The sequence below is a fragment of the Streptomyces sp. NPDC047981 genome (genome assembly GCF_040653315.1).
Lineage (GTDB): Bacteria > Actinomycetota > Actinomycetes > Streptomycetales > Streptomycetaceae > Streptomyces.
In genome coordinates this window covers 21,058-45,529 of record NZ_JBEZNQ010000053.1, presented here as the reverse complement: position 1 = coordinate 45,529, position 24,472 = coordinate 21,058, and the positions used below count along the sequence as shown (strand labels likewise).

Annotated in this window: 16 protein-coding genes; 8 read left to right on the top strand and 8 right to left on the bottom strand. The window is 72.3% G+C overall.

From position 1 onward, the window contains the following. Positions 1–67: 67 nt before the first annotated feature. The 3 genes from AB0E14_RS27240 to AB0E14_RS27230 all read left to right on the top strand — a co-directional run bounded on the left by AB0E14_RS27240 (position 68) and on the right by AB0E14_RS27230 (position 2,819). Positions 68–823, top strand: coding sequence for a ComF family protein (locus tag AB0E14_RS27240; RefSeq protein ID WP_362423459.1), 756 nt, complete (start codon positions 68–70; stop codon positions 821–823). Positions 824–1,164: 341 nt separating this feature from the next. Beyond that, complete coding sequence (gene raiA / locus AB0E14_RS27235) at positions 1,165–1,845, top strand: ribosome-associated translation inhibitor RaiA (protein WP_362423456.1); 681 nt, start codon at positions 1,165–1,167, stop codon at positions 1,843–1,845. Positions 1,846–2,063: 218 nt separating this feature from the next. Next, positions 2,064–2,819 carry a response regulator transcription factor gene (locus AB0E14_RS27230; RefSeq protein ID WP_362423492.1) on the top strand — a complete coding sequence of 252 codons (756 nt, stop codon included), beginning with the start codon at positions 2,064–2,066 and terminating at the stop codon, positions 2,817–2,819. Positions 2,820–2,921: 102 nt separating this feature from the next. Here AB0E14_RS27230 and AB0E14_RS27225 read toward each other — a convergent pair whose 3' ends face one another. Further along, entirely contained in the window at positions 2,922–4,085 is a 1,164-nt protein-coding gene (locus AB0E14_RS27225) for a crosslink repair DNA glycosylase YcaQ family protein (RefSeq protein ID WP_362423453.1), read from the bottom strand. A gap of 75 nt (positions 4,086–4,160) precedes the next feature. Further along, positions 4,161–4,766, bottom strand: coding sequence for a GNAT family N-acetyltransferase (locus AB0E14_RS27220; protein ID WP_362423450.1), 606 nt, complete (start codon positions 4,764–4,766; stop codon positions 4,161–4,163). 264 nt (positions 4,767–5,030) lie between these two features. On the opposite strand from AB0E14_RS27220, the gene secA reads away from it, so the two are divergent. After that, positions 5,031–7,841, top strand: coding sequence for a preprotein translocase subunit SecA (gene secA / locus AB0E14_RS27215; RefSeq protein WP_362423447.1), 2,811 nt, complete (start codon positions 5,031–5,033; stop codon positions 7,839–7,841). Between the two features lie 174 nt (positions 7,842–8,015). Here the strand turns inward: secA and AB0E14_RS27210 are convergent, their stop codons facing one another. Continuing rightward, positions 8,016–8,501 carry an Rv3235 family protein gene (locus tag AB0E14_RS27210; protein ID WP_362423444.1) on the bottom strand — a complete coding sequence of 162 codons (486 nt, stop codon included), beginning with the start codon at positions 8,499–8,501 and terminating at the stop codon, positions 8,016–8,018. 294 nt (positions 8,502–8,795) lie between these two features. Between AB0E14_RS27210 and AB0E14_RS27205 the strand changes: the two genes are divergently transcribed. Further along, entirely contained in the window at positions 8,796–9,302 is a 507-nt protein-coding gene (locus AB0E14_RS27205) for a hypothetical protein (RefSeq protein WP_362423441.1), read from the top strand. Between the two features lie 37 nt (positions 9,303–9,339). Beyond that, entirely contained in the window at positions 9,340–10,017 is a 678-nt protein-coding gene (locus tag AB0E14_RS27200; protein WP_362423438.1) for an HAD family hydrolase, read from the top strand. A gap of 317 nt (positions 10,018–10,334) precedes the next feature. Here AB0E14_RS27200 and AB0E14_RS27195 read toward each other — a convergent pair whose 3' ends face one another. After that, the gene (locus AB0E14_RS27195; protein WP_362423435.1) at positions 10,335–10,889 is read right to left on the bottom strand and encodes a DJ-1/PfpI family protein; all 555 of its coding nucleotides are present in this window, start codon (positions 10,887–10,889) and stop codon (positions 10,335–10,337) included. 384 nt (positions 10,890–11,273) lie between these two features. On the opposite strand from AB0E14_RS27195, the gene AB0E14_RS27190 reads away from it, so the two are divergent. Beyond that, positions 11,274–16,235 (top strand): NAD-glutamate dehydrogenase, encoded by a 4,962-nt coding sequence (locus tag AB0E14_RS27190; RefSeq protein WP_362423432.1) that lies wholly within the window; start codon positions 11,274–11,276, stop codon positions 16,233–16,235. A gap of 116 nt (positions 16,236–16,351) precedes the next feature. On the opposite strand, the gene AB0E14_RS27185 is transcribed toward AB0E14_RS27190, so the two are convergent. The 3 genes from AB0E14_RS27185 to AB0E14_RS27175 all read right to left on the bottom strand — a co-directional run bounded on the left by AB0E14_RS27185 (position 16,352) and on the right by AB0E14_RS27175 (position 19,607). After that, positions 16,352–17,476 (bottom strand): glycosyltransferase 87 family protein, encoded by a 1,125-nt coding sequence (locus AB0E14_RS27185; RefSeq protein WP_362423489.1) that lies wholly within the window; start codon positions 17,474–17,476, stop codon positions 16,352–16,354. Between the two features lie 399 nt (positions 17,477–17,875). Further along, positions 17,876–18,682: an ABC transporter ATP-binding protein gene (locus AB0E14_RS27180; RefSeq protein WP_362423429.1), complete on the bottom strand. Its 807-nt coding sequence runs from the start codon at positions 18,680–18,682 to the stop codon at positions 17,876–17,878. Further along, positions 18,675–19,607, bottom strand: coding sequence for an ABC transporter permease (locus AB0E14_RS27175; protein WP_362423426.1), 933 nt, complete (start codon positions 19,605–19,607; stop codon positions 18,675–18,677). Before AB0E14_RS27175 ends, AB0E14_RS27180 begins: the two co-directional genes overlap by 8 nt. Before the next feature lie 153 nt (positions 19,608–19,760). Between AB0E14_RS27175 and AB0E14_RS27170 the strand changes: the two genes are divergently transcribed. Beyond that, positions 19,761–20,366, top strand: coding sequence for a TetR/AcrR family transcriptional regulator (locus tag AB0E14_RS27170; RefSeq protein WP_362423423.1), 606 nt, complete (start codon positions 19,761–19,763; stop codon positions 20,364–20,366). 223 nt (positions 20,367–20,589) lie between these two features. On the opposite strand, the gene AB0E14_RS27165 is transcribed toward AB0E14_RS27170, so the two are convergent. After that, positions 20,590–24,102, bottom strand: coding sequence for an FHA domain-containing protein (locus AB0E14_RS27165; RefSeq protein ID WP_362423420.1), 3,513 nt, complete (start codon positions 24,100–24,102; stop codon positions 20,590–20,592). Positions 24,103–24,472 lie beyond the last annotated feature (370 nt).

The window sequence follows — 24,472 nt, the reverse complement described above, 5'->3', positions numbered from 1 at the left end:
TCAGGGCGCCCGTGGGGCGTTGTCCACAGGGGTGGCCGCGTCGGTTCCGCAGGAGGACAGTGGAGCCATGCGCGGGTGGTGGCGCGAGATCGCCGGGCTGGTGCTGCCGGTCGTCTGTGGAGGCTGCGGCAGGCCCCGTACGGAGCTGTGCCCGCCGTGCGGTGAGGAGCTGAGCGGATCCGGGCCGCGCCGGGTCAGGCCCTCGCCCGAGCCGGCCGGGCTGCCGGTCGTGCACGCCGCCGCGCCCTACGCCGACGCCGTACGGTCCGTGCTGCTCGCCCACAAGGAGCGCGGCGCGCTCTGGCTCGCCGAGCCGCTCGGCGACGCGCTCGCGGGCGCCGTGGAGGCGGCTGCCGGGCGCTGTGACGGCCCGGGGGCCGGCCCCCTTCTCCTCGTACCGGTGCCGTCCTCCCGTCGCTCGGTGCGGGCGCGTGGCCACGATCCGACCCGGCGCGTCGCGCTCGCCGCTGCGGGGCGTTTGCGCCGTCGGGGGCGGGCCGCACGGGTGATTCCGGTCCTGCGCCAGCGCCATGGCGTGGCGGACCAGTCGGGGCTCGGCGCCGCGGGACGGTTCGCCAATCTGGCCGGGGCGCTGGAGGTCGTGGCGGGCGGCGGACGACTCATGGAGCGCGGGCGGGTGGTGCTGGTCGACGATCTGATGACCACGGGCGCGTCGCTGGCCGAGGCGGCGCGGGCACTGAGTGCCGTACACCCGCCGTTCATTCCGGGATTGAACGGAGGAGATGTGGAGAGAGGATCCCTACGTCCGACGGCGGCGGTGGTCGCCTGTTCCCCCTCGTCGTTCGACATACGTTCGACATAAACCGGAACTGCCCGATGACTTGCATCGTTGCAGGTGGTGAGAGGTGAATACACCCGTACGGAGGTATGTCGCCGCAGCGGGTGCCGACACCCGACCGAACGAGCTATGTTCGGTTGTGAGGAGTGGCGAATGCTACGCCTCACCGAATGCACGGGTGCGCCTACAGGACAGGAGTTCAGGGCGAATTAACCTCAGGTTGGTGGGGTGGGGATCTTGCCGACTGGGGAGGAGGAGGTGAAAGTCGCCAAGTCCGAGGCTCCGGCATTCACCGGAGTCTGGTGCAAAGGGAGATGCTCAGTGGCGTAGGAGCCGATCTGAGCGATCCGGGAACGGAGTTCTGCGTGGACATCGTCGTCAAGGGCCGCAAGACCGAGGTGCCCGAGCGGTTCCGCAAGCACGTGGCCGAGAAGCTGAAGCTGGAGAAGATCCAGAAGCTCGACGGCAAGGTGATCAGCCTCGACGTCGAGGTGTCCAAGGAGCACAACCCGCGGCAGGCCGACCGGTCCGACCGTGTGGAGATCACCGTCCATTCCCGAGGCCCGGTGATCCGGGCGGAAGCGGCAGCAGGCGACCCGTACGCAGCGCTCGACCTCGCCCACGGCAAGCTCGAGGCGCGGCTGCGCAAGCAGCACGACAAGCGGTACACCCGCCGCGGCAACGGCCGACTGTCGGCCGCGGAGGTCGCCGACGTGGTGCCGGGCGTCGCCCAGCTCAACGGGAACGGCCAGCTGGTCGCCGAGGAGTCCGGTGCCGTGCCCACCACGATGATGGGCTCCATCGAAGTGCAGGGCGAAGGCCCCCTGGTGGTCCGCGAGAAGACGCACGCGGCCGCCCCGATGACCCTCGACCAGGCGCTCTACGAGATGGAACTCGTCGGTCACGACTTCTATCTGTTCGTCGACTCCGACACGAAGCAGCCGAGTGTCGTCTACCGGCGACACGCGTACGACTACGGCGTCATCCACCTGGAGAGCGACCCGCTCGCCGAGGGTGGCGGCGCCGGCGGTGCCCTCGGCGGCTGACCCGCAGCCCGCAGGCACCCCCCCACCACACCCACAACTGTCCATCTCGGTGCCCCTGGAGCGCCCCGTGCGCCCCCAGGGGCACCCCCGTGCGACCACGGGATCGCCGCGTCGTCGCCCGGGCATGAAATCATGGCGTGCACGCCAACCGGTGCTCCCTGAGCAGCGGTTGGAGGACCGAACACGAATTCAGGCCATGGCCTTCAGGGGGAGGAACGATGGCGGACAGCTTCGGGCCGGTGCACAGCGGGCGAGAGTCCGATGGCGCGGCCTTCCCCGAGGGATCGGATTCGGCCAGCGGGGACTCCCGCAAAGAGCCGATCCGGGTCCTTGTGGTGGACGACCATGCCCTCTTTCGCCGGGGTCTGGAGATCGTCCTTGCCCAGGAGGAGGACATCCAGGTCGTCGGCGAGGCGGGTGACGGGGCGGAGGCGGTCGACAAAGCCGCGGATTTGTTGCCCGACATCGTGCTGATGGATGTGCGGATGCCCAAACGAGGCGGCATCGAGGCATGCACGTCCATCAAGGAGGTGGCCCCCAGCGCGAAGATCATCATGCTGACGATCAGCGACGAGGAGGCCGATCTCTACGACGCGATCAAGGCGGGCGCGACCGGCTATCTCCTGAAGGAGATCTCCACGGACGAGGTCGCCACGGCGATTCGCGCGGTGGCCGACGGTCAGTCGCAGATCTCCCCGTCGATGGCGTCCAAACTCCTCACCGAGTTCAAGTCGATGATCCAGCGGACCGACGAGCGCCGACTGGTGCCCGCGCCCCGGCTGACCGATCGCGAGCTGGAGGTGCTGAAGCTGGTCGCCACCGGGATGAACAACCGGGACATCGCGAAGGAGCTCTTCATCTCCGAGAACACGGTGAAGAACCACGTCCGGAACATCCTGGAGAAGCTTCAGTTGCACTCCAGGATGGAGGCCGTGGTGTATGCGATGCGGGAGAAGATCCTCGAGATCAGGTGAGGCCCGCGGGGCACGCGTCAGGGGCGAGCGCCCCGAAGGCCCGCGCCCCGAGGGCCCGCGCCCCGAGGGCCCGCGCCCCGAGGGCCCGCGCCCGGCGTGTCCTCAGCCGAGGGCGGCGGTCAGGGCCTTGGCGACCGCCGGGGTGTCCGTGCGCTCGATCCGTACGGCGTCGCAGCCCACCCACTCGGCCGCCTCGCGCAGCGCCTGAGCCATCGGCGCGACCGCCTTGGCGGACTCCAGCGACACCTGGCGGGCCACCAGCGTGCGGCCGTCCCGGGCCGGGTCCACCCGGCCCAGCAGCTTGCCGCCCGCGAGCAGCGGCATCGCGAAGTAGCCGTGCACGCGCTTCTGCTTCGGCACGTACGCCTCCAGGCGGTGCGTGAAACCGAAGATCCGCTCCGTCCGCGGCCGCTCCCAGATCAGCGAGTCGAACGGTGACAGCAGCGTCGTACGGTGCCGTCCGCGCGGCTCGCTCGCCAGCGCCGCCGGGTCCGCCCAGGCCGGCTTGGACCAGCCCGCGACCGTGACCGGGACCAGGCCCGAGGCCTCGACGACCGCGTCGAACTGCTCGCTCTTCAGCCGGTGGTAGTCGGCGATGTCCGCCCGCGTGCCGACTCCGAGCGCCTCGCCCGCCTGCCGGACCAGCCGGCGGAGGCACTCGGTGTCGTCCAGCTCCTCGTGGAGGACGGTGTCCGGGATCGCCCGCTCGGCCAGGTCGTAGACCCGCTTCCAGCCGCGCCGCTCGGTGCAGACCACCTCGCCGTACATCAGCGCCCGCTCGACGGCGATCTTCGACTCGGACCAGTCCCACCACTCGCCCTTGTTCTTCGCGCCGCCGAGCTCCGTCGCCGTCTGCGGGCCCTCGGCCCGCAGCTGCTTGATCACCGCGTCGTACGCGCCGTCGGGCAGGTCGTGGTGCCACTGCGGGCGGGCGCGGTAGGCGCGGCGCCGGAAGGCGAAGAGCGGCCACTCCTCGACCGGCAGGATGCAGGCCGCGTGCGACCAGTACTCGAAGGCGTGACCTTCGGTCCAGTACGCGTCCTCGACCGTCGTACGGCCCACGGCGCCCAGGCGCGCGTACGGGATCAGCTCGTGGGAGCGGGCCAGGACGGAGATCGTGTCGAGCTGGACCTGCCCCAGGTGACGCAGCACGCCCCGCACGCCCGCGCGGCGGTCGGGCGCCCCCAGGAAACCCTGGGCGCGCAGGGCGATGCGGCGGGCTTCGTCCGCGGACAGTTCGGCGACGGGCTGCGGCGTGGTGGTCATGATCCGCACCCTAGACGGCGGCACTGACACTCAGGCCGCGGACGGCGGAACCGGTGGCTGGGCGGGCCGGGGCGGTCACGCGACCGACGGCGGAACCGGTGGCTGGGCGGGCTGTGGAGCCGGCAGGTACGGAAGGGAGCCCGGCAGCCCCAGGTCGGAGGGGAGCAGCGAGCCCACCCAGCTGTCCCGCAGGACCCCCTTGTTCGGCAGTCCGGCCCGCAGCACGCCCTCGATCCGGAAACCGGCCTTCTCGGCCGTGGCCAGCGAGCCCACGTTGCCGACCTCGGCCCGCCACTCCAGGCGCGTGCAGGCCAGGTCCGTGAAGGCCCAGCGGGCGAGGGCGAGGACGGTCTCCGTCATGTAGCCGCGGCCCCGGTGCTCCTTGGCCGTCCAGAAGCCGATCTCCCAGCTGCCCGAGCGCGGGTGGTGGAGCGCGGCGGCGGCGAGGAGCGGGCCGCCCTCCCGGAGCCGTACGGCGAAGGAGTACTCGGTGTCGTTCCGCCAGCCGTCCGGGACGATCCGGTTGAGGAAGAACTCGGCGTCCTGACGGACGTAGGGCGAGGGCACCGTCGTCCAGCGCTGGATGTCGGGGTCCTGGCAGTGGGCGAGGACCTCGTCCAGGTCCTCCGGCCTGAAGGTCTCGAGGGTCAGGCGGTCCGTGGTCAGTGTCGTCGGCTCCATGACGGAATTCTGGTCAGCGCGGACCGGTACGGCGAGCGGTTTTCGTGACCGGGCGGGCCGAACACTTTTCGGGTGGCGCGGCACCTTCGGCGCTTCTCGTGCGTTCTCATTCCGGGCAGCGGTGACGCTCCGGCCCTCGGGCCTCCCGGCGCGGCGGCGGTCTCGCTTACGATGGCCGTTGCGGTGGGGACCACCTGCCGTGCCCGCGCCCGAGTCCATCACACGACCCAGTGCCAGGCCCGACCGGCAAGGAGACCAGCCTCAGTGTCCGTCTTCAACAAGCTCATGCGTGCAGGCGAAGGCAAGATCCTGCGCAAACTGCACCGCATCGCGGACCAGGTCAACTCCATCGAAGAGGACTTCGTCAACCTCTCCGACGCCGAGTTGCGTGGGCTCACGGAGGAGTACAAGCAGCGGTACGCCGACGGCGAGAGCCTCGACGACCTGCTCCCCGAGGCCTTCGCGACCGTCCGCGAGGCCGCCAAGCGCGTCCTCGGCCAGCGTCACTACGACGTGCAGCTCATGGGCGGCGCCGCCCTCCACCTCGGCTATGTCGCCGAGATGAAGACCGGTGAGGGCAAGACCCTCGTCGGTACGCTCCCGGCCTACCTGAACGCGCTGTCCGGCAAGGGCGTCCACCTGATCACGGTGAACGACTACCTGGCCGAGCGTGACTCCGAGCTGATGGGCCGGGTCCACAAGTTCCTGGGCCTGACCGTCGGCTGCATCCTGGCCAACATGACCCCGGCCCAGCGCCGTGAGCAGTACGGCTGCGACATCACGTACGGCACGAACAACGAGTTCGGCTTCGACTACCTCCGCGACAACATGGCGTGGTCGAAGGACGAGCTCGTCCAGCGCGGCCACAACTTCGCCTGTGTCGACGAGGTCGACTCGATCCTGGTCGACGAGGCCCGTACGCCGCTGATCATCTCCGGCCCGGCCGACCAGGCCACGAAGTGGTACGGCGACTTCGCCAAGCTCGTCACCCGCCTCACCAAGGGCGAGGCCGGTGTCCCGCTCAAGGGCATCGAGGAGACCGGCGACTACGAGGTCGACGAGAAGAAGCGCACCGTCGGCATCCACGAGTCCGGCGTCGCCAAGGTCGAGGACTGGCTGGGCATCGACAACCTCTACGAGTCGGTGAACACCCCGCTCGTCGGGTACCTGAACAACGCCATCAAGGCCAAGGAACTGTTCAAGAAGGACAAGGACTACGTCGTCATGGACGGCGAAGTCATGATCGTCGACGAGCACACCGGCCGTATCCTCGCCGGCCGCCGCTACAACGAGGGCATGCACCAGGCGATCGAGGCGAAGGAAGGGGTGGACATCAAGGACGAGAACCAGACGCTCGCCACGATCACCCTGCAGAACTTCTTCCGCCTCTACGACAAGCTCTCCGGCATGACCGGTACGGCCATGACCGAGGCCGCCGAGTTCCACCAGATCTACAAGCTCGGCGTCGTCCCGATCCCGACGAACAGGCCGATGATCCGCAAGGACCAGTCGGACCTGATCTACCGGACCGAGGTCGCCAAGTTCGCCGCCGTCGTCGACGACATCGCGGAGAAGCACGAGAAGGGACAGCCGATCCTCGTCGGTACGACGTCGGTCGAGAAGTCCGAGTACCTCTCGCAGCAGCTCTCCAAGCGCGGCATCCAGCACGAGGTGCTCAACGCCAAGCAGCACGACCGTGAGGCCACGATCGTCGCGCAGGCCGGCCGCAAGGGCGCCGTCACGGTCGCCACGAACATGGCCGGCCGAGGCACCGACATCAAGCTCGGCGGCAACCCGGACGACCTCGCCGAGGCGGAGCTGCGCCAGGCGGGCCTCGACCCGGTCGAGCACGTCGAGGAGTGGGCCGCGGCCCTCCCCGCCGCCCTGGAGCGCGCCGAGAAGGCCGTGAAGGCGGAGTTCGAGGAGGTCAAGGAGCTGGGCGGGCTGTACGTGCTCGGCACCGAGCGCCACGAGTCGCGCCGGATCGACAACCAGCTGCGCGGCCGTTCCGGCCGTCAGGGCGACCCGGGCGAGTCCCGCTTCTACCTCTCCCTCGGCGACGACCTGATGCGCCTGTTCAAGGCCCAGATGGTCGAGCGCGTGATGGCCATGGCCAACGTGCCGGACGACGTGCCGATCGAGAACAAGATGGTCACCCGCGCCATCGCCTCCGCGCAGTCCCAGGTCGAGACCCAGAACTTCGAGACGCGTAAGAACGTCCTGAAGTACGACGAGGTCCTCAACCGGCAGCGCGAGGTCATCTACGGCGAGCGCCGCCGCGTCCTGGAGGGCGAGGACCTGCACGAGCAGATCCAGCACTTCATGGACGACACGATCGACGACTACATCCGCCAGGAGACCGCCGAGGGCTTCGCGGAGGAGTGGGACCTCGACCGGCTGTGGAACGCGTTCAAGCAGCTCTACCCGGTGAAGGCGACCGTGGACGAGCTGGAGGACGCGGCCGGTGACCGCGCGGGCATCACGGCCGAGTTCATCGCCGAGTCCGTCAAGGACGACATCCACGAGCAGTACGACGCCCGTGAGAAGTCGCTCGGCTCGGACATCATGCGCGAGCTGGAGCGCCGCGTGGTCCTCTCCGTGCTCGACCGCAAGTGGCGCGAGCACCTCTACGAGATGGACTACCTCCAGGAGGGCATCGGCCTGCGCGCGATGGCCCAGAAGGACCCGCTGGTCGAGTACCAGCGCGAGGGCTTCGACATGTTCACCGCCATGATGGAGGGCATCAAGGAGGAGTCCGTCGGCTACCTGTTCAACCTGGAGGTCCAGGTCGAGCAGCAGGTCGAGGAGGTCCCGGTGCAGGACGCGGCGCCGTCCCTCAGCAAGCAGGACGCGGTGCCGGCGGGCAACGGGCGCCCGGAGATCCGCGCGAAGGGCCTGGAGGCCCCGCAGCGTCCGGACCGGCTGCACTTCACCGCGCCGAAGGTGGACGGCGACGGCAGCGTCGTCGAGGGCGACTTCGTCAGCGAGGACGCGTCGGCCGGCGGCGACGGCCTGACGCGCGCGGAGCGGCGCAAGGCGCAGAAGAGCACGGGCGGGCGTCGCCGCAAGAAGTAGTCCGAGGACTTCCTGGGGTGGAGCAGTAGCCCCGAGGATCTTCTGGTGTGGAGGGGCCGGGCACCTGGTGGGTGTCCGGCCCCTCCGTCGTGCTTCGGCGGGGCTTCGGCGGGGCTTCGGCGGGGTTCCCGTCGTGCTTCGGCCGGGGATCTCCGTCGCGCTTCGGCCGTTGCTTCAGGGGTGGGCGGTCTGGGGTGGCACGCGCGCGTGGAGGCCGTCCAGCTCCACGGCGGCGCAGCGCCAGCGGCGGTCGGCGCCGAGTTCGAGGCGGAAGGCCATGGCCCGTACCCCCTGGCCCGTCGCGACGCTGGCGAAGGCCTCCAGACCGCCCGTGGTGGTGGGCTGGGCGTGGCAGCGGCGGAGGACGGGACGGATGGTGCCATGACCCCCGAAGGGGGCCGTGGGGGCCAGCTGGACCAGCTGCTCGTACGCCTCACCCACGGTGTGGCCCAGCATCCAGTGGACGGGCCGCTGACCGCTGAGGACGAGCAGCAGACGCTCGGCGAAGTAGGTGTGGGTGGGGAGGGCGCGGGGCGCCGTACGGGCGCGTGGCACCGCCGCTCCCGGGCGCGCCCCTGCGGAGCCCCGGGGGCCCGTGCCCGCGGGGCCGCGGGGCGCGGTGCGGCTGGTGGTGGGCGTGTGCGTGGTGGTGCCGGCCATCGTGGGTCCCCGTCCCTCGTGCTTCTGTTGAGCCTCTGCGCCCGGTGGTCTACCCGGCGGTAACTTCTGTTGGGGATCTTGTACGGGGGCGGCTCGCGGCGTCGCAAGGCGGCGGGGAGGGGCCGGCGAGGGGGCGGCAGGTTCACCTATCAGGGTGACGGGGCCTGTGCTCCGGGTCTGTCGGCGTGGGGTGGGGGATCCCTCGGGTGGACCGGCGAGACCGTCGCCCGAAGACCCCGATGGGGTACTCCGCACGTATCCTGAGGGCGTTTCCGACTACGAAAGCGGCCAGCCATGCGCGTGTACGTCCCCCTGACCCTTCCCGGTCTCGCACAGGCGCACAAGGCGGGCGAGCTGGGGCCCGGTCCGCTGACCGCCTACGCCGTCACGCCCGCGCTGCGCGAGTGGTACGTCTCCGACGACATCGAGGAGCTCGAGTACGCGGCGCTCAACCGGGCCGCCGCCGCGTCGCTGCGGCTGCTCGCCGGGGACCCCGCGGCCGCGCGGCGCCGGATCGTCGTCGCGGTCGACGTGCCCGACAAGGAGGCCGTGGTCGACCCCGACCGGGGGCTCGACGCCGGTTCGCTGGGCGAGGTCCGTATCGCCGGGGCCGTGGCGCTGGCCAAGGCGGCGGCCGTGCACGCCGACGCGGACGACGCCGAGGCGGACGTCTCGGCGGCGGCGGACGCGCTGGGCGCGGCGGACCTGGGCGACGACGACGCGCAGTTCACGGTGGACGGGGCGGAGGACCACGAGCTGCTGTGGTTCGGGGTGCAGGAGATTCCGGGGCTGCTCGGCTGACTCCTTGCGTGTCGGTGGGGGCCGGTACCGTCTTTGCATGGGGAAGCACGGGAAGCACCACGGGAAGCACCTGGTCTGGGACTGGAACGGCACGCTGCTCGACGACATCGAGGCGGTCATCGGCGCGACGAACGCGGCCTTCGCCGAGCTGGGTCTTGAGCCGATCACGCTCGCGCGGTACCGGGAGCTGTACACGGTGCCGGTGCCGAAGTTCTACGAGCGGCTGATGGGGCGGCTGCCGACGGATGCCGAGTGGGTCGTGATGGACGACGCCTTCCACCGGCACTACTGGCAGCGGGCGGACGCGTGCGGGCTGACGGCCGGGGCGGCGGAGCTGCTGGCCGCGCGGCAGGAGTCCGGGTTCACGCAGTCGCTGCTGTCGCTCGCGCCGCACACCGAGCTGGTGCCGCTCGTGCGGCGGCACGGGATCGAGGAGCGGTTCGTGCGCGTGGACGGGCGGATCGGGTCGTCGACGGAGGGGAAGTCGGCGCACATGGTGCGGCATCTGGAGGCGCTTGCGGGCGTTGCGCCCTCCCCCGAGCGGGTCGTGGTGATCGGCGACGCGGCCGATGACGCGCTGGCGGCGCGGCATGTGGGGGCGCGGGCGGTGCTGTACACCGGGGGGTCGCACAGCCGGGCGTCGCTGGAGGCGGTGGGGGTGCCGGTGGTGGACTCGCTGGCGGAGGCGGTCGCGGTGGCGGAGGAGCTGGTCTAGGGAGCGGTGGCGCTGCGCGGCGGTGCGGGGCCCGGCGGTGCGGGCTGCCGGGCCGGTGCGGCCGGGTGGGGGTGCGCCCGGCCTCCGGCCGGGCTTGGGGTTCCCACCCGCACCACCTGTGCCACTGAGAGCACAGAGGAGCGGGTCTTCCCGTCGGTGGCCGGGCACCGTCGGCGGCTGCGGGCCGCGCCGCCCGGTGGGGTGCGCCGGCCTCCGGCCGGGCTTGGGGTTCCCACCCGCACCACCCGTGCCACTGAGAGCACAGAGGTGCGGGGCCTCCCGGCGGTGGCCCCCGTGGCCCCTCGGCGGCTGAGGGGTCAGTCCGTGGCGCGGAGGATCTTCAGGAACTCGCGCATCCAGGTCGGGTGGTCCGGCCAGGCCCTGGAGGAGACCAGGGTGCCGTCCACCACCGCCTCCGTGTCCTGGAAGGTGGCGCCCGCCGCCTGCATGTCGAGTTCCAGAGCCGGGTACGCCGTCACTCTGCGGCCCTCCAGGCCGCCGATCGCGGCCGTCAGGAGCGGGCCGTGGCAGATCTGGGCGACCGGCTTGTCCGCGTCGAAGAAGGACTTGAGGATCTTGCGGAGTTCCGGGTCGTTGCGGAGGTACTCCGGCGCCCGGCCGCCCGGGATCACGACCGCCAGGTAGTCGCCCGGATCCACCTCGGAGAACGCCAGGTCGGCGGGCCAGGTGTAGCCCGGCTTCTCCGTGTACGTGTCGTAGCCCGGCTCGAAGTCGTGCACGACGAAGCGGAGCTGCTTGCGCGCGGGCGCCGCGATGTGGACCTCGTAGCCCTCTTCCAGGAGGCGCTGGTAGGGGTACATCACCTCCAGCGACTCCGCCGCGTCCCCGGTGACGATCAAGATCTTTGCCATGGTGACTCCCGGATCTCGGATCTCGGTTTCCTGCCCCAGGACACTGTGTCGCTGTCCATATCGTCAAACTTCCACCCCCTCTTTTGTACACATACGGACCATGACGATCGGGGGGGCTGGAGCGATAGGCTTTTCCCGTGATCAGCGCGATACGCCGAGGGGGCAGCGAAGCCCCCGGCCATCGCCCGGAGCGCCTACGCGGCCGGGCCGACATGGCGTTCGCCGATTCTCACGCCCCGGGCGCCGTGCCAGAAATGGCTGATAACGGCTCGGGCATCTCCCATCGCGGCATAACGTCGACATCGACCGGTATCACCGCGTCGTGGCGTTGTGTCCTTTCTTCCACCGACGTCACGCAATGGCGCGCGACAGGAGCCAGAGGACATGCAGACCAAGCTGGACGAAGCCAAGGCCGAGCTGCTCGCACGGGCCGCCCGGGTAGCTGAGACCGGCCCGGTCGGGGGGCAACTTCCGACGGGGCCCGAGAACGGGAAGCGCCCGGACCGGGACACCGTGCTCGACTACCTCCAGCGCTACTACCTGCACACCGCGCCCGAGGACCTCACCGACCGCGACCCGGTGGACGTCTTCGGCGCCGCTCTCTCGCACTACCGGCTCGCGGAGAACCGCCCCCAGGGCACCGCGAACGTCCGCGTCCACACCCCGACGGTCGAGGAGAACGGCTGGACCTGCAGCCACTCCGTCGTCGAGGTCGTCACCGACGACATGCCCTTCCTCGTCGACTCCGTGACCAACGAGCTGTCGCGCCAGGGGCGCGGCATCCACGTCGTCATCCACCCCCAGGTCACCGTCCGGCGCGACCTCACCGGCAAGCTCATCGAGGTCATGACCGGTGAGGCCGCCCAGGGCGAGCTGCCGCACGACGCGCTCGTCGAGTCCTGGATCCACGTCGAGATCGACCGCGAGACCGACCGCGCCGACCTCAAGCAGATCACCAGCGACCTGCTCCGCGTCCTGTCCGACGTCCGCGAGACCGTCGAAGACTGGGAGAAGATGCGCGACGCCGCGCTGCGCATCGCCGACGGCCTGCCCGACGAGCCCATGGCCGACGACCTGCGGCCCACCGAGGTCGACGAGGCCCGCGAGCTGCTGCGCTGGCTCGCCGCCGACCACTTCACCTTCCTCGGCTACCGCGAGTACGAGCTGGTCAACGGGGACGCGCTGGCCGCCGTCCCCGGCACGGGACTCGGCGTCCTGCGCTCCGACCCGCACCACAGCGGCGATGACGAGAACCACGCCCACCCCGTCTCACCCTCCTTCAGCCGGCTGCCCGCCGACGCCCGCGCCAAGGCGCGCGAGCACAAGCTGCTGGTCCTCACCAAGGCCAACAGCCGCGCCACCGTGCACCGGCCCTCCTACCTCGACTACGTCGGTGTGAAGAAGTTCGACGCGGCCGGGAACGTGGTCGGGGAGCGGCGGTTCCTCGGGCTGTTCTCGTCCGCCGCGTACACCGAGTCCGTCCGGCGCGTGCCCGTCATCAGCCGCAAGGTCCAGGAGGTCCTGGACGGGGCCGGCTTCTCGCCCAACAGCCACGACGGCCGCGACCTGCTCCAGATCCTGGAGACGTACCCCCGCGACGAGCTCTTCCAGACCCCGCCCGACGAGCTGCGCGAGGTCGTCACCAGCGTCCTGTACCTGCAGGAGCGGCGCCGGCTCCGGCTCTACCTGCGCCAGGAGGAGTACGGCCGCTTCTACTCGGCCCTCGTCTACCTGCCGCGCGACCGGTTCAACACCACCGTCCGCGAGCGGCTCACCGACATCCTCAAGGAGGAGCTCGACGGGACGAGCGTCGACTTCACCCTGATGAGCACCGAGTCGGTGCTCACCCGGCTGCACTTCGTCGTCCGCGTCGCCCCCGGCACCGAGCTGAGCCAGCTCACCGACGCCGACAAGGACCGCATCGAGGCGCGGCTCGTCGAGGCCGCCCGCTCCTGGGCCGACGGCTTCGGCGAGGCGCTCAACGCCGAGTTCGGCGAGGAGCGCGCCGCCGAGTTGCTGCGCAAGTACGGCAACGCCTTCCCCGAGGGCTACAAGGCCGACCACTCGCCGCGCGCCGCCGTCGCCGACCTGGTCCACCTGGAGAAGCTCAGCCACAGCGGCAAGGCGTTCGCGCTCTCGCTGTACGAGCCGGTCGGCGCCGGCCCCGGCGAGCGCCGCTTCAAGATCTACAAGTCGGGCGACCAGATCTCCCTCTCCGCCGTGCTCCCGGTGCTGAACCGGCTCGGCGTCGAGGTCATCGACGAGCGTCCGTACGAGCTGCGCTGCGCGGACCGTACGCACGCCTGGGTCTACGACTTCGGCATGCGGATGCCCGCCCCGACCGCCAACGGCCAGTCGTTCTCCGACGACGCCCGTGAGCGGTTCCAGGAGGCGTTCGCCGCGACCTGGACCGGCGAGGCCGAGAACGACGGCTTCAACTCGCTGGTGCTCTCCGCCGGGCTGACCTGGCGGCAGGCCATGGTGCTGCGCGCCTACGCGAAGTACCTGCGCCAGGCCGGTTCGACGTTCAGCCAGGACTACATGGAGGACACCCTCCGCAACAACGTCCACACCACCCGGCTGCTCGTCTCCCTCTTCGAGGCCCGGATGGCCCCGGAGCGCCAGCGCGCCGGCGTCGAGCTGATCGACGCGCTGCTGGAGGAGCTGGACGCCGCCCTCGACCAGGTCGCGAGCCTGGACGAGGACCGCATCCTGCGTTCCTTCCTCACCGTCATCAAGGCGACCCTGCGGACCAACTTCTTCCAGAACGCGGCGGACGGTCACCCGCACGCCTACGTCTCGATGAAGTTCGACCCGCAGGCCATCCCCGACCTCCCCGCGCCCCGCCCGGCGTTCGAGATCTGGGTGTACTCGCCGCGCGTCGAGGGCGTCCACCTGCGCTTCGGCAAGGTCGCCCGAGGCGGTCTGCGCTGGTCCGACCGGCGTGAGGACTTCCGTACGGAGATCCTCGGCCTGGTCAAGGCGCAGATGGTGAAGAACACCGTCATCGTGCCCGTCGGCGCCAAGGGCGGCTTCGTCGCCAAGCAGCTCCCGGACCCGTCCGTGGACCGGGACGCCTGGCTGGCCGAGGGTGTCGCCAGCTACAAGACCTTCATCTCGGCGCTCCTCGACATCACCGACAACCTCGTCGCGGGCGAGGTCGTCCCGCCGGCCGACGTGGTCCGCCACGACGAGGACGACACCTACCTCGTCGTCGCCGCCGACAAGGGCACCGCGACCTTCTCCGACATCGCCAACGAGGTCGCCGTCTCCTACGGCTTCTGGCTCGGCGACGCCTTCGCCTCCGGCGGCTCCGCCGGCTACGACCACAAGGGCATGGGCATCACCGCCCGCGGCGCCTGGGAGTCCGTCAAGCGGCACTTCCGCGAGCTCGGCCACGACACCCAGACCGAGGACTTCACCGTCGTCGGTGTCGGCGACATGTCCGGTGACGTCTTCGGCAACGGCATGCTGCTCTCCGAGCACATCCGGCTCGTCGCGGCCTTCGACCACCGCCACATCTTCATCGACCCGACCCCGGACGCGGCCGTCTCGTACGCCGAGCGGCGCCGCCTCTTCGAGCTGCCCCGCAGCTCCTGGGCCGACTACAACACCGAGCTGCTCTCGGCGGGCGGCGGCATCCACCCCCGTACCGCCAAGTCGATCCCGGTCAACGCGCAGATGCGCGCGGCCCTCGGCATCGACGCCGGCGTCACCAAGATGACCCCGGCCGAGCTGATGCAGGCGATACTCCACTCGCCCGTCGACCTGCTCTGGAACGGCGGCATCGGTACGTACGTCAAGGCGTCCACCGAGTCGCACACCGACGTCGGCGACAAGGCGAACGACGCCATCCGCGTCAACGGCGAGGACCTGCGCGTCAAGGTCGTCGGCGAGGGCGGCAACCTCGGTCTGACCCAGCTCGGCCGCATCGAGTTCGCCCGCAAGGGCGGCCCCGAGGGCGAGGGCGGCAAGGTCAACACCGACGCCATCGACAACAGCGCCGGTGTGGACACCTCCGACCACGAGGTCAACATCAAGATCCTGCTCAACGGGCTCGTCGCCGAGGGCGACATGACCGTCAAGCAGCGGAACAAGATCCTCGCCGAGATGACCGACGAGGTCGGCGCGCTCGTCCTGCGCAACAACTACGCGCAGAACGTCGCCCTGGCCAACGCCGTCACCCAGTCGCCGTCCCTGCTCCACGCCCACCAGCGCTTCATGCGCCGGCTCGGCCGCGACGGGGCGCTCGACCGCTCGCTGGAGTTCCTGCCCAACGACCGGCAGATCCGCGAGCTGCTCAACAACGTCAAGGGCCTGAGCCAGCCGGAACTCGCCGTCCTCCTCGCGTACACCAAGATCACGGTGGCGGACGAGCTGATCCACACCGAGCTGCCGGACGACCCGTACCTGCGCGGTCTGCTCCACGCGTACTTCCCGACGCAGCTGCGCGAGAAGTTCGCCGACGCGGTCGACAGCCACCCGCTGTCCCGCGAGATCGTCACCACGGTCCTGGTCAACGACACCGTCAACACCGGCGGCTCGACCTTCCTGCACCGCCTCCGCGAGGAGACCGGCGCGTCGATCGAGGAGATCGTCCGCGCGCAGACCGCCGCCCGCGCCATCTTCCGGCTGGGCGAGGTCTGGGACGCCGTCGAGGCGCTCGACAACCGCGTCCCGGCCGATGTCCAGACCCGGATGCGGCTGCACTCCCGCCGACTGGTCGAGCGCGGCACGCGCTGGCTGCTCGGCAACCGTCCGCAGCCGCTCCAGCTCGCCGAGACCATCGAGTTCTTCGCCGAGCGCGTGGAGAGCGTCTGGGCCAAGCTGCCGGAGCTGCTGCGCGGCGCGGACCTGGACTGGTACAAGTCGATCCTGGACGAGCTGACCGAGGTCGGTGTGCCGGAGGAACTCGCCCTGCGGGTCGCCGGCTTCTCCTCCGCCTTCCCGACGCTCGACATCGTCGCGATCGCGGACCGCACCGCCAAGGACCCGATGGCGGTCGCCGAGGTCTACTACGACCTGGCCGACCGGCTCCGGATCACCCAGCTCATGGACCGGATCATCGAGCTGCCGCGCAACGACCGGTGGCAGTCGATGGCCCGCGCCTCCATCCGCGAGGACCTCTTCGCCGCGCACGCCGCCCTCACGGCGGACGTGCTGTCGGCGGGCAACGGGACCTCGACGCCGGAGCAGCGGTTCGGCGACTGGGAGGAGAAGAACGCGGCGATCCTCGGCCGCGCGCGGACCACGCTGGAGGAGATCCAGGGCTCGGAGACCTTCGACCTGGCGAACCTGTCGGTGGCGATGCGGACGATGCGGCAGCTGCTGCGGTCGCACGGCTAGTCGATGAGGTGATGTACGGGAGGGGCCCCGCCGGATTTCCGGCGGGGCCCCTTTCGTACGTGGGGCCCATTCCGCGCAGGGGCCCTTTCGTACATGGGTCACGTCCGTCCGTGGGGTCACTTCCGTGTCGTCGACGTCCACAGTCGGCGCGCCGCGAGCAGGGCCGCCGCGAGCAGCAGCCCGTTGCGGAGCACCATGATCGTCACGCCCTCCCAGGAACCGGCCACCACCTCCTCGTAGAGGAGCGGGTACGCCAGTGAGCTCAGCCCGGCCGTCGGCAGGAGCAGCAGCGCCACCGGCCGCATCACGGTCCGGCGGGAGGTCAGACAGACGGCGGCGAGGCCGAGCAGCCAGATCATGTACTGCGGGCTGATCACCCGGCTGGTGACCGTGAACAGCAGGACGGCGGCGAGCGCCGCGTCCAGCGGGGTCGCCTCGGTCCAGGTGCGCGCCCGCAGCCGCCAGATCAGCAGCCAGACGAAGGCGAGCGCGGTCAGGAGCAGGGCGAACCGGCCCACGCTGGAGACGTACGGGCCGACGTACTCGAAGGCGCCGTAGCGGTACTCGACGCCGCCCGGCCAGAGGTCCGCCGCCCGCGCGAGCGAGAGCGCGGTGCCGCCCAGGGACTCGATCTGGATGCCGCGGCTGCCCTGCTGGCGCAGGAAGGCGAGCGAGTCGGAGAAGCAGAGCGCCAGGATCGCGAGGAGCGCGAGGACGGTGGTGGCCGCGGCGATCCAGGCGTCCCGGGTCGTCCGCCCCCGGGGCGTGCCGATCAGGGTCAGCACCGGCCACACCTTGACCAGCGCGCCGAGCCCGGCGAGGGCGCCGCCGATCCGGTGTCCGGCGGCCGAGCGGGACGCCACCGCGAGCAGGGCGAGCACGGCGAGGGCGGTGACCTGGACGTCGTACCGGGCGAGGGGGATGTGCAGGAGCAGCGGGAGCCCGGCGACCCAGACCCAGGCGCCGTGCGTCACACGGCTGCTGTCGGCGCGGGCGAGCGCCAGGGCGACGACGGCGTCGGCGAGGAGGGTGAGGGCGACGAAGGCCTGGAAGTACGTGAGCCAGGGCAGCGCGCCGGGGGACATGATGACCAGGCCCGCGCCGGGCGGGTACTGCCAGGTGACGTCGTCCACGGGGTAGGTGCCCTGGGCGAACTGGCGGTACCAGATCTGGTAGAGGACGTACACCTCGCGGCTGACCCCGCCGATGCCCAGGTCGTCGCGGAGCAGGAGCAGCAGCATGCCCGCGCGGGTGAGGACCCAGACGACGGTCAGGGCGAGGGCGGAGCCGCGGCCGACGTTGACGAAGGTCGCGGCGGTGAACGTGTCCGACTCGAAGGGGGAACCGGTGAGGGCGGGTGGCGCGGGGGCGCAGGTCGATCGGTCGTCGGCCCGCGCGGGTGTGTCGTCGGCCTGCGCGAGATTCTCGTCGGCCCGCCCGAGCGCGTCGTCGGCCCGCCCGAGCGTGTCGTCGGCCCGCGCGAGTACGTCGTCCGCCGGCCCGGGGCCGTCGTCCGCCCGCCCGGGCTCGTCGTGGTCGGGTCGGGTCGGGTGCTGGGGCGGGGGCTGTGGGGTGCGGTCGCGATGCGTCGTCATCGAAACCGCACTCTATTGTGGTTTGGGGGTATTTCCGGGGTTTTGTCAGCCCTTCTTGGTGAACGCCTCGTACGCCGCCACCACCTCCTTCGCCGGGCCGTCCATCCGCAGCGTCCCCGCCTCCAGCCACAGCGCCCGGTCGCAGGTCTCGGTGATGGTCGAGTTCGAGTGGGAGACGAGGAAGACGGTGCCGGCCTCGGCCCGCAGCTCGTCGATCCGTTCCTGGCTGCGGCGGCGGAACCGGGCGTCGCCCGTGGACAGCGCCTCGTCGATCAGCAGCACGTCGTGGCTCTTGGCGGCCGCGATGGAGAAGCGGAGCCGGGCGCCCATGCCGGAGGAGTAGGTGCGCATGGGCAGCGAGATGAAGTCGCCCTTCTCGTTGATCCCGGAGAAGTCCACGATGTCGTCGTAGCGGTCGGCGACCTCCCCGCGCGTCATGCCCATCGCGAGCCCGCCGAGGATCACGTTCCGCTCGCCGGTCAGATCGTTCATCAGCGCCGCGTTCACGCCGAGCAGGGAGGGCTGACCCCGGGTGTAGATGCTGCCGCGGTTGACCGGCAGCAGGCCCGCGACGGCCTTGAGGAGGGTGGACTTCCCCGAACCGTTCGAACCGATCAGGCCGATCGCCTCGCCCCGGTACGCGGCGAAGCTGACGCCCTTGACCGCGTGGACCTTGCGCGCGCCGGGCGTGGCGCGGCGCGCGAAGATCCGGCCGAGCGCCGCCGTGGCGCTGCCCTTGCCGGTACGGGCGCCGTTGACGGTGTAGGTGATGTGGACATCGTCGGCGACGACGGTGGGTTCGCGGTCCGCGGTCCCCGGTGCGGGCGCCGTCGTCAGGGTCTGTTCAGCCACGGCCGTACGTCTCCTCTGCCTTCCAGAAGTAGATGAACCCGCCCGCGAAGGCCACCAGCGCCCAGCCGGCGGCGAGCGCCCAGACGTGGGAGGGCAGTTGGCCCGCGGAGAAGCTCTCGATCAGGGCGAAGCGCATCAGGTCGATGTAGACGCTCGCCGGATTGCACTGCAGGGCCGTGATCACCAGCTCCGGGAGCCGGCCGCTGCGGGCCAGGTGGTCGAGGGACCACATGACACCGGAGACGTACATCCAGGTGCGCAGCAGGAAGGGCATCAGCTGGGCGATGTCGGGCGTGCGCGCGGCGAGCCGGGCCATCGCGAGCGCCACGCCCGTGTTGAACAGAGCCTGGAGGAAGAGCGCGGGAACGGCGAGCAGCCAGCTCCAGCGCGGGAACTCGCCGAAGCAGAACAGGATCCCGACCAGCGCGGCGAGCGAGAGCACCAGCTGCTGGAGCTGCTGCAGCGCGAGGGCGATCGGGAGGCTCGCGCGGGGGAAGTGCAGGGCGCGGACGAGGCCGAGGTTCCCGCTGATGGCGCGGGTGCCCGTCATGATCGACTGGGAGGTGAAGGTCCACACGAAGACGCCCGTGATCAGGAACGGGACGTAGTCCGGGATCCCCTCCTGGACGTTCATCAGGATGCCGAAGATCAGGTAGTAGACCGCCGCGTTGAGCAGCGGGGTCATCAGCTGCCAGAGCTGTCCGAGCTTCGCGTTGCTGTACTGGGCCGTGAGCCGGGCGGTCGCGAAGGCGGTGATGAACCCGCGCCGTGACCAGAGCTGCCGGACGTACGCGGGGAGGGTCGGGCGGGCCCCGCTGACCGAGAGGCCGTGGCGCAGGGCGAGCGCGCGGAGATCTTCGTCCGGGGCCGGGGTCTGGGCGGCCCCGGGGGTGGGAGTGGGTTTCGTGAGCGTCTCGGTGGTCACGAGGTCGCTTTCGACGAGGGGAGCGTGGGGTGTGGAACGACAGTGACGGTGGAACGGGTCCGTATCGTCGCTACGGGGAGAGTAGGACGGAGGTACGTCGCAACGCAACCGTTCCGTCGTGACGTGAGCGTGGCGTTGGCTAGGATCCCGCTCATGACCCCACCTCCCGGAACCCCCCGACGCGCTCCCGCGGGAGCCGCCGTGCTCCGGGAGGACGTGACCGAGGCCATCCGCGCCGCCGTCTTCGAGGAGCTGGCCGCCGTCGGCTTCGCCCGGATGTCCATCGAGGGCATCGCGCGCCGCGCGGGGGTCGGCAAGACCGCCGTCTACCGCCGCTGGAAGTCGAAGCTCTCGCTCGTCCTCGACCTGCTCGGCGCCTTCGCCGCGCAGGGGCTGCCGGCCCCGGCGACCGGTTCGCTGTACGGGGACGTCCGCGCGCTCCTCGTCGTCGGCTCGCACGCCCTGCGCCACCCGGTGGCCTCCCAGGTCATCCCGGACCTGCTGGTGGAGGCCGCGCGGCAGCCGGAGATCGCCGAGGCGATCAAGGCCGCGCTGCTCGACAGCCAGCAGGGCGTGGTGGCGCAGATCGTCCGCGAGGCCGTGGCGCGTGGCGAGTTGGCGGCGGACGCGGACCCTGACCGGGCCCTGGACCTGATCGTGGGCCCGCTCTACTGGCGGCTCGTGGTGGTGCGCGGCGAGCTGCCCGAGGGGTACGTGGACGACCTCGCGCGCGCGGCGGTGGCGGCGCTCAAGGCGTAGCGGCGCGGGCGGGTGCCGTCCGTGCACCGGCCACGCGCGCTCGGAGCCGATGCCTCCGGGTCCCTCGCCTCACCGTGCCCGCTCGGGGCGGGTGCCCCGGGCCCCTCGCCTCACCGCGCCCGCTCGGAGCCTGTGCCCCTGCGCCCCTCACCTCACCGCGCCCGCTGTCCCTCCCGGCACGAACGGGTGCCGGAAGGCGAGGAAGGCGGCTCCCCGCGCGCCGTCAGGCGCGGGTCGCGGGGGTCAGCGGGGAGATCGGGGACGCGTCGAGCGAGCGGGCGGCGCGGTCGAGCGCGCTGGCGAGGAGCGCGAGGTCGGTCGGGCCGTTGCCGAGTTCGCGGACCGGCCGGCGGGTGGGCGGGTCGCCCATCCGCTCCCACTCCAGCGGGACCACCGTCGGCCGGAGCGTCGCCGTGCGCGGGATGCGGCCGGTGACCCGGCCGGCCTGGAACGGGGTCACCCGGCCGTCCGGGTGGCCGAGCCGCCCCCGGCCGGGCGCGGGGTCGTCGGGGCCGGGTGCGGCCGGGGCCGCGTCGAGCACGATCCGCAGCCGGGCGCCGTGGGCCAGCTCCGTGTCCGCCGTACGGTCGGGGCGCGACGAGGTCGCGACGAGGTGCACCCCGAGGCGTGCCCCGCCGCGCGCGACGGCTTCCAGGGCCCGTACGACGGACCCGGCGGCCGGCCGGCCGGGGGAGCCGAGCGCGGGGGCCACGAGCGCGTCGAAGTCGTCGACGAGCACGACGAGCCGAGGAAGCGCTGCGGCCTCGTCACCGGGGCGGTCGCCGAGGTCGCCGGAGCCGGGGTGCGGGGTGCGCCCGCTGGACCGGTCGCCCAGAACGTCCGCGCCCGGGCGGGGGGTACGCCCGCTGGGCACGTACGGGACGTCGTCGGCACCCGGGCGCGGGGTGTCCGTGCCGGCCGGGCGGGGCGTCCGGCCGCTGGGGCGGTCGCCGAGAACGTCGGAGCCGGGGTGGGGCGTGCGCCCGCTCGGCCTGTAGGTCAGGTCGTCCGCGCCGGGGTGGAGCGTCCGGCCGCTGGGGCGGTCGCCCAGAACGTCCGCGCCCGGGCGGGGGGTTCGGCCGCTGGGCAGGTACGTGAGGTCGTCGGCGCCCGGGTGGGGGGTCCGGCCGCTCGGGCGGTACGGGATGTCTTCGGCGCCCGGGCGCGGGGTGTCCGTGCCGGTCGGGCGGGGGGTGGCGGTCGTGCCCGGGCGGTCGCCGACCGGGCCCTCGCCCGTCCGGAGGGTGCGGCCGCTCGGGCGGTCGCCCAGGTCGCCCTTGCGGGCGTCCGGGATGCGGGCGGCGGTGCCCGGCGGCAGGGACTCCGCCGCGCTCGGCGCGCGCTGGCCGATCATGCGCGCGGCCTGGCGGTCCGCGAAGTGCCCGTCGCCCAGGATCTCCGCGCGCCGCTTCAGCTCCGCGCCCAGCGCCTGCGCGAACTCCCGCATGCGCACCGGGTCGGACGCCACGAGGTGCTCGGTGACATGCGGCAGCTCCGTGCACGCCGCGAGCCCCTCGCCGCGCTCACCGCCCGCGCCGTCCACGAGGAGCAGCCCCAGCCGGTCCGGGCGGCCACCGGCCGCCAGGGACGCCGCGATCGAGCGGAGCAGCTCCGTCCGCCCGCTGCCCGCGGGCCCCTCGATCAGCAGATGGGGTCCTTCCGCGGTCAGGTCGACCGAGACCGGCCCGCGCGGCCCGGCGCCCAGGACGGCCGTACCGTCCCCGGCCGCCGCCCAGCGCGCGAGCAGCGAGGCGGGCGTCGCCCGTGCGAGCCCCAGCTCGTCGAGGAGCCGCGCGGACCGGGGCAGCGCCGTCGCGGCCGTCCGCCCCCGCGCCGCCGGGGCGTCCGTGCGCAGCGGGGCGAGCGCCCGGCCGAAGCGCTCCGCCCAGGCCACCGAGACCGCGTCCGCCACGCCCACCGTCCCGTGGCCCGCGGCCCGTCCGCCCGCCGTGCGCAGCAGCCGCAGCGCCGTCGCCACGTCACCGCTCAGCAGCGCGACCGCCCCGCACTCGCGGAACGCGAGCGAGGCCGCGCAGGCGCTCTCGTACGTCGCCGCGACGGGGGAGACCGGCGACGCGGCCGGGGCCTCGGCCAGACAGATCAGATGGATGCCGGCGGCCGCCCCGACCCCCGCGAGCCGGGCGGTGGTCTCGCGCAGCGCCGCCGAACCGGGGTCGCCGTCCACGATCACGACCGTCACCGGCCCCGCGTACCGCGCCGCCGCCTCCGCGACCGTCGCGCGGTCGGCGCTCGGCCAGCCGGGCCCGAGCGGTCCGTCGTCGAGCCGTCGGGTCAGCTCCGCCGTACGCGCCTGGGCCTGGTCGCGGTCGTACGCGAGGAGGAGACGGCAGTCCTGGCCGTGGGCCGGGCGCAGCTGCGGGAGCCAGCCGAGCCAGCCCCAGGCCCGGCGCCGCTCCTCGACGGGGCGCGCGCGGTCCGCGCTGATCAGCACGATCTCCAGGTCGGCGGGGGAGTGCAGGGCCGCGAGCTGAGCCACCACGGAGCGCGCGAGGCCTGCGAGCCGGGCGCCGGGGCCCGCGAGCCCGAGCGAGCCCGCCTCACGCAGCCCGACGGTGACGGGCACCCCGGACAGCTCGGCCCGGTCGGTCGTGCCGAGCCGGACGACGAGCGCCTCGGGGTGGTCCGCCCCGCGCTCCCAGAGCCGGGGCCCGGGCCCGAGGGCGGTGAGCAGTACGGACGCCGGGTCCGGCCACGTCTCGGCGGTCGGCGCGGCGGGGCCGGTGAGCCGATCGACGCCGTGCTGCCGGGTGTGGGTGTCCGTGCCGGAGTCGCCGGGGTGCGGGTCCTGGACGTCCTCCCTGGCACCGGTGAAGCGGCGGGCCCAGGCTCCTATCCCCCGCCTGCCGCGCGGCGCCGGGGCCTCGCGCTCGGTCCGCCGGATCCTGCTGTGCCCCTCGCCCGCGCCCTCGCCGTCCGTCCCCGTGTCCAGCGCGTCGGCCACGCGCGCGTGCGGGGGCGGGCCGGCCGCGGAGCCGTCGTCGGAGGCCGTGCCGGGGGCCGGCCGCTCGTGCGGCTCGGGCACGGAGGCCCCGGAATCGGCCGTACCCGCCCCGGGCCCCGGTGTCGCGAGCTCCACACGCAGGTGGCCCTCGCCGTCGGGCGCCGTCGTCAGGGCGGCCGGACCGCCGTCCTCGGGGCCCGTGAGGCGGAGGGCGGACTCGCCGAGGCGCAGGAGGGCGCCGGGGGCCAGCGGGACCGGTCGGTCGCCGACCGGGACGCCGTCCAGCGTCGTGCCGTTCGTGGAACCGGCGTCCGCGACCGTGACCCGGCCGTCGGCGCCGACCGTCACCGTGCAGTGCACCCGGGAGACGTCCGGGTCGTCGAGCGGGACGTCCGCGTCGAGGGAACGGCCGATTCTGATCGGTCCGCGGTGCAGCAGGTGCACGCCTCCCGCGTCGGGGCCCGCGACGACGTGCAGCCGGGCCGAGGCGTCCTCGGCCGGGAGGTCGTCCTCGCCGGGGACCTGCAGCGTGAGGATCGCGCCGTCGACCAGCGGGGGCTCGCCGAGCGAGCAACGGCGCGCGTCGAGCCGCTCCCGGCCCGCGTACAGCACGGTGGAACCGGACAGGGAGCTGTCCGGTCCCGAGACGGCCGCGGCGAGCTGGGAGGCCACGGCGGCCAGGGCCGTCCCCGCCGGGGCGGTGACGAGCACGTCGCAGGCGCGCCCGGCGCCGTGCCCGGCGTGCGGCGCGAGGACGGTCAGCCGGATCTGCATCGCCGTCAGCGGTCCCTTCTGCGCGGGTGCCCGGCAGGGGAACCGCCCGGTGCCTCCCCCCACCCGGCACGGACGCGTCGTCCGGTACAGGTCGGCACGGCACGAGGGGCTCCCGACCCGCTACGCGACGTGCTGTGTGCATCCTCGCACCTGCCACCGACAACCCGCCCGCGGGTCGCCTCCAAGTGATCTTGAATGGTCGGCTGTGGACCTAAAAGTGCCTGGTTGGGAACGCCTTCGGACGTGCGCGGCAACCACCGGCGGCGCCCGAGCGTCTTGTTTTCGGACAAGTCGTATGCCGGAATCAGCCGTCCACAGGTCGACCGTTGACCCGTTCGGCGGCACTAAAGTGGGTCGGACACCCGGACGG

Excerpts from the sequence above, each read along its gene's own strand:
- AB0E14_RS27195 (WP_362423435.1), bottom strand. The coding sequence starts at position 10,889 with ATGGCAAAGATCTTGATCGTCACCGGGGACGCGGCGGAGTCGCTGGAG.
- AB0E14_RS27185 (WP_362423489.1), bottom strand. The coding sequence starts at position 17,476 with ATGCTGCTGCTCCTGCTCCGCGACGACCTGGGCATCGGCGGGGTCAGC.
- AB0E14_RS27200 (WP_362423438.1), top strand. The coding sequence starts at position 9,340 with ATGGGGAAGCACGGGAAGCACCACGGGAAGCACCTGGTCTGGGACTGG.
- AB0E14_RS27220 (WP_362423450.1), bottom strand. The coding sequence starts at position 4,766 with ATGGAGCCGACGACACTGACCACGGACCGCCTGACCCTCGAGACCTTC.
- AB0E14_RS27225 (WP_362423453.1), bottom strand. The coding sequence starts at position 4,085 with ATGACCACCACGCCGCAGCCCGTCGCCGAACTGTCCGCGGACGAAGCC.
- AB0E14_RS27240 (WP_362423459.1), top strand. The coding sequence starts at position 68 with ATGCGCGGGTGGTGGCGCGAGATCGCCGGGCTGGTGCTGCCGGTCGTC.
- AB0E14_RS27205 (WP_362423441.1), top strand. The coding sequence starts at position 8,796 with ATGCGCGTGTACGTCCCCCTGACCCTTCCCGGTCTCGCACAGGCGCAC.
- AB0E14_RS27170 (WP_362423423.1), top strand. The coding sequence starts at position 19,761 with ATGACCCCACCTCCCGGAACCCCCCGACGCGCTCCCGCGGGAGCCGCC.
- AB0E14_RS27210 (WP_362423444.1), bottom strand. The coding sequence starts at position 8,501 with ATGGCCGGCACCACCACGCACACGCCCACCACCAGCCGCACCGCGCCC.
- AB0E14_RS27190 (WP_362423432.1), top strand. The coding sequence starts at position 11,274 with ATGCAGACCAAGCTGGACGAAGCCAAGGCCGAGCTGCTCGCACGGGCC.
- AB0E14_RS27230 (WP_362423492.1), top strand. The coding sequence starts at position 2,064 with ATGGCGGACAGCTTCGGGCCGGTGCACAGCGGGCGAGAGTCCGATGGC.
- AB0E14_RS27165 (WP_362423420.1), bottom strand. The coding sequence starts at position 24,102 with ATGCAGATCCGGCTGACCGTCCTCGCGCCGCACGCCGGGCACGGCGCC.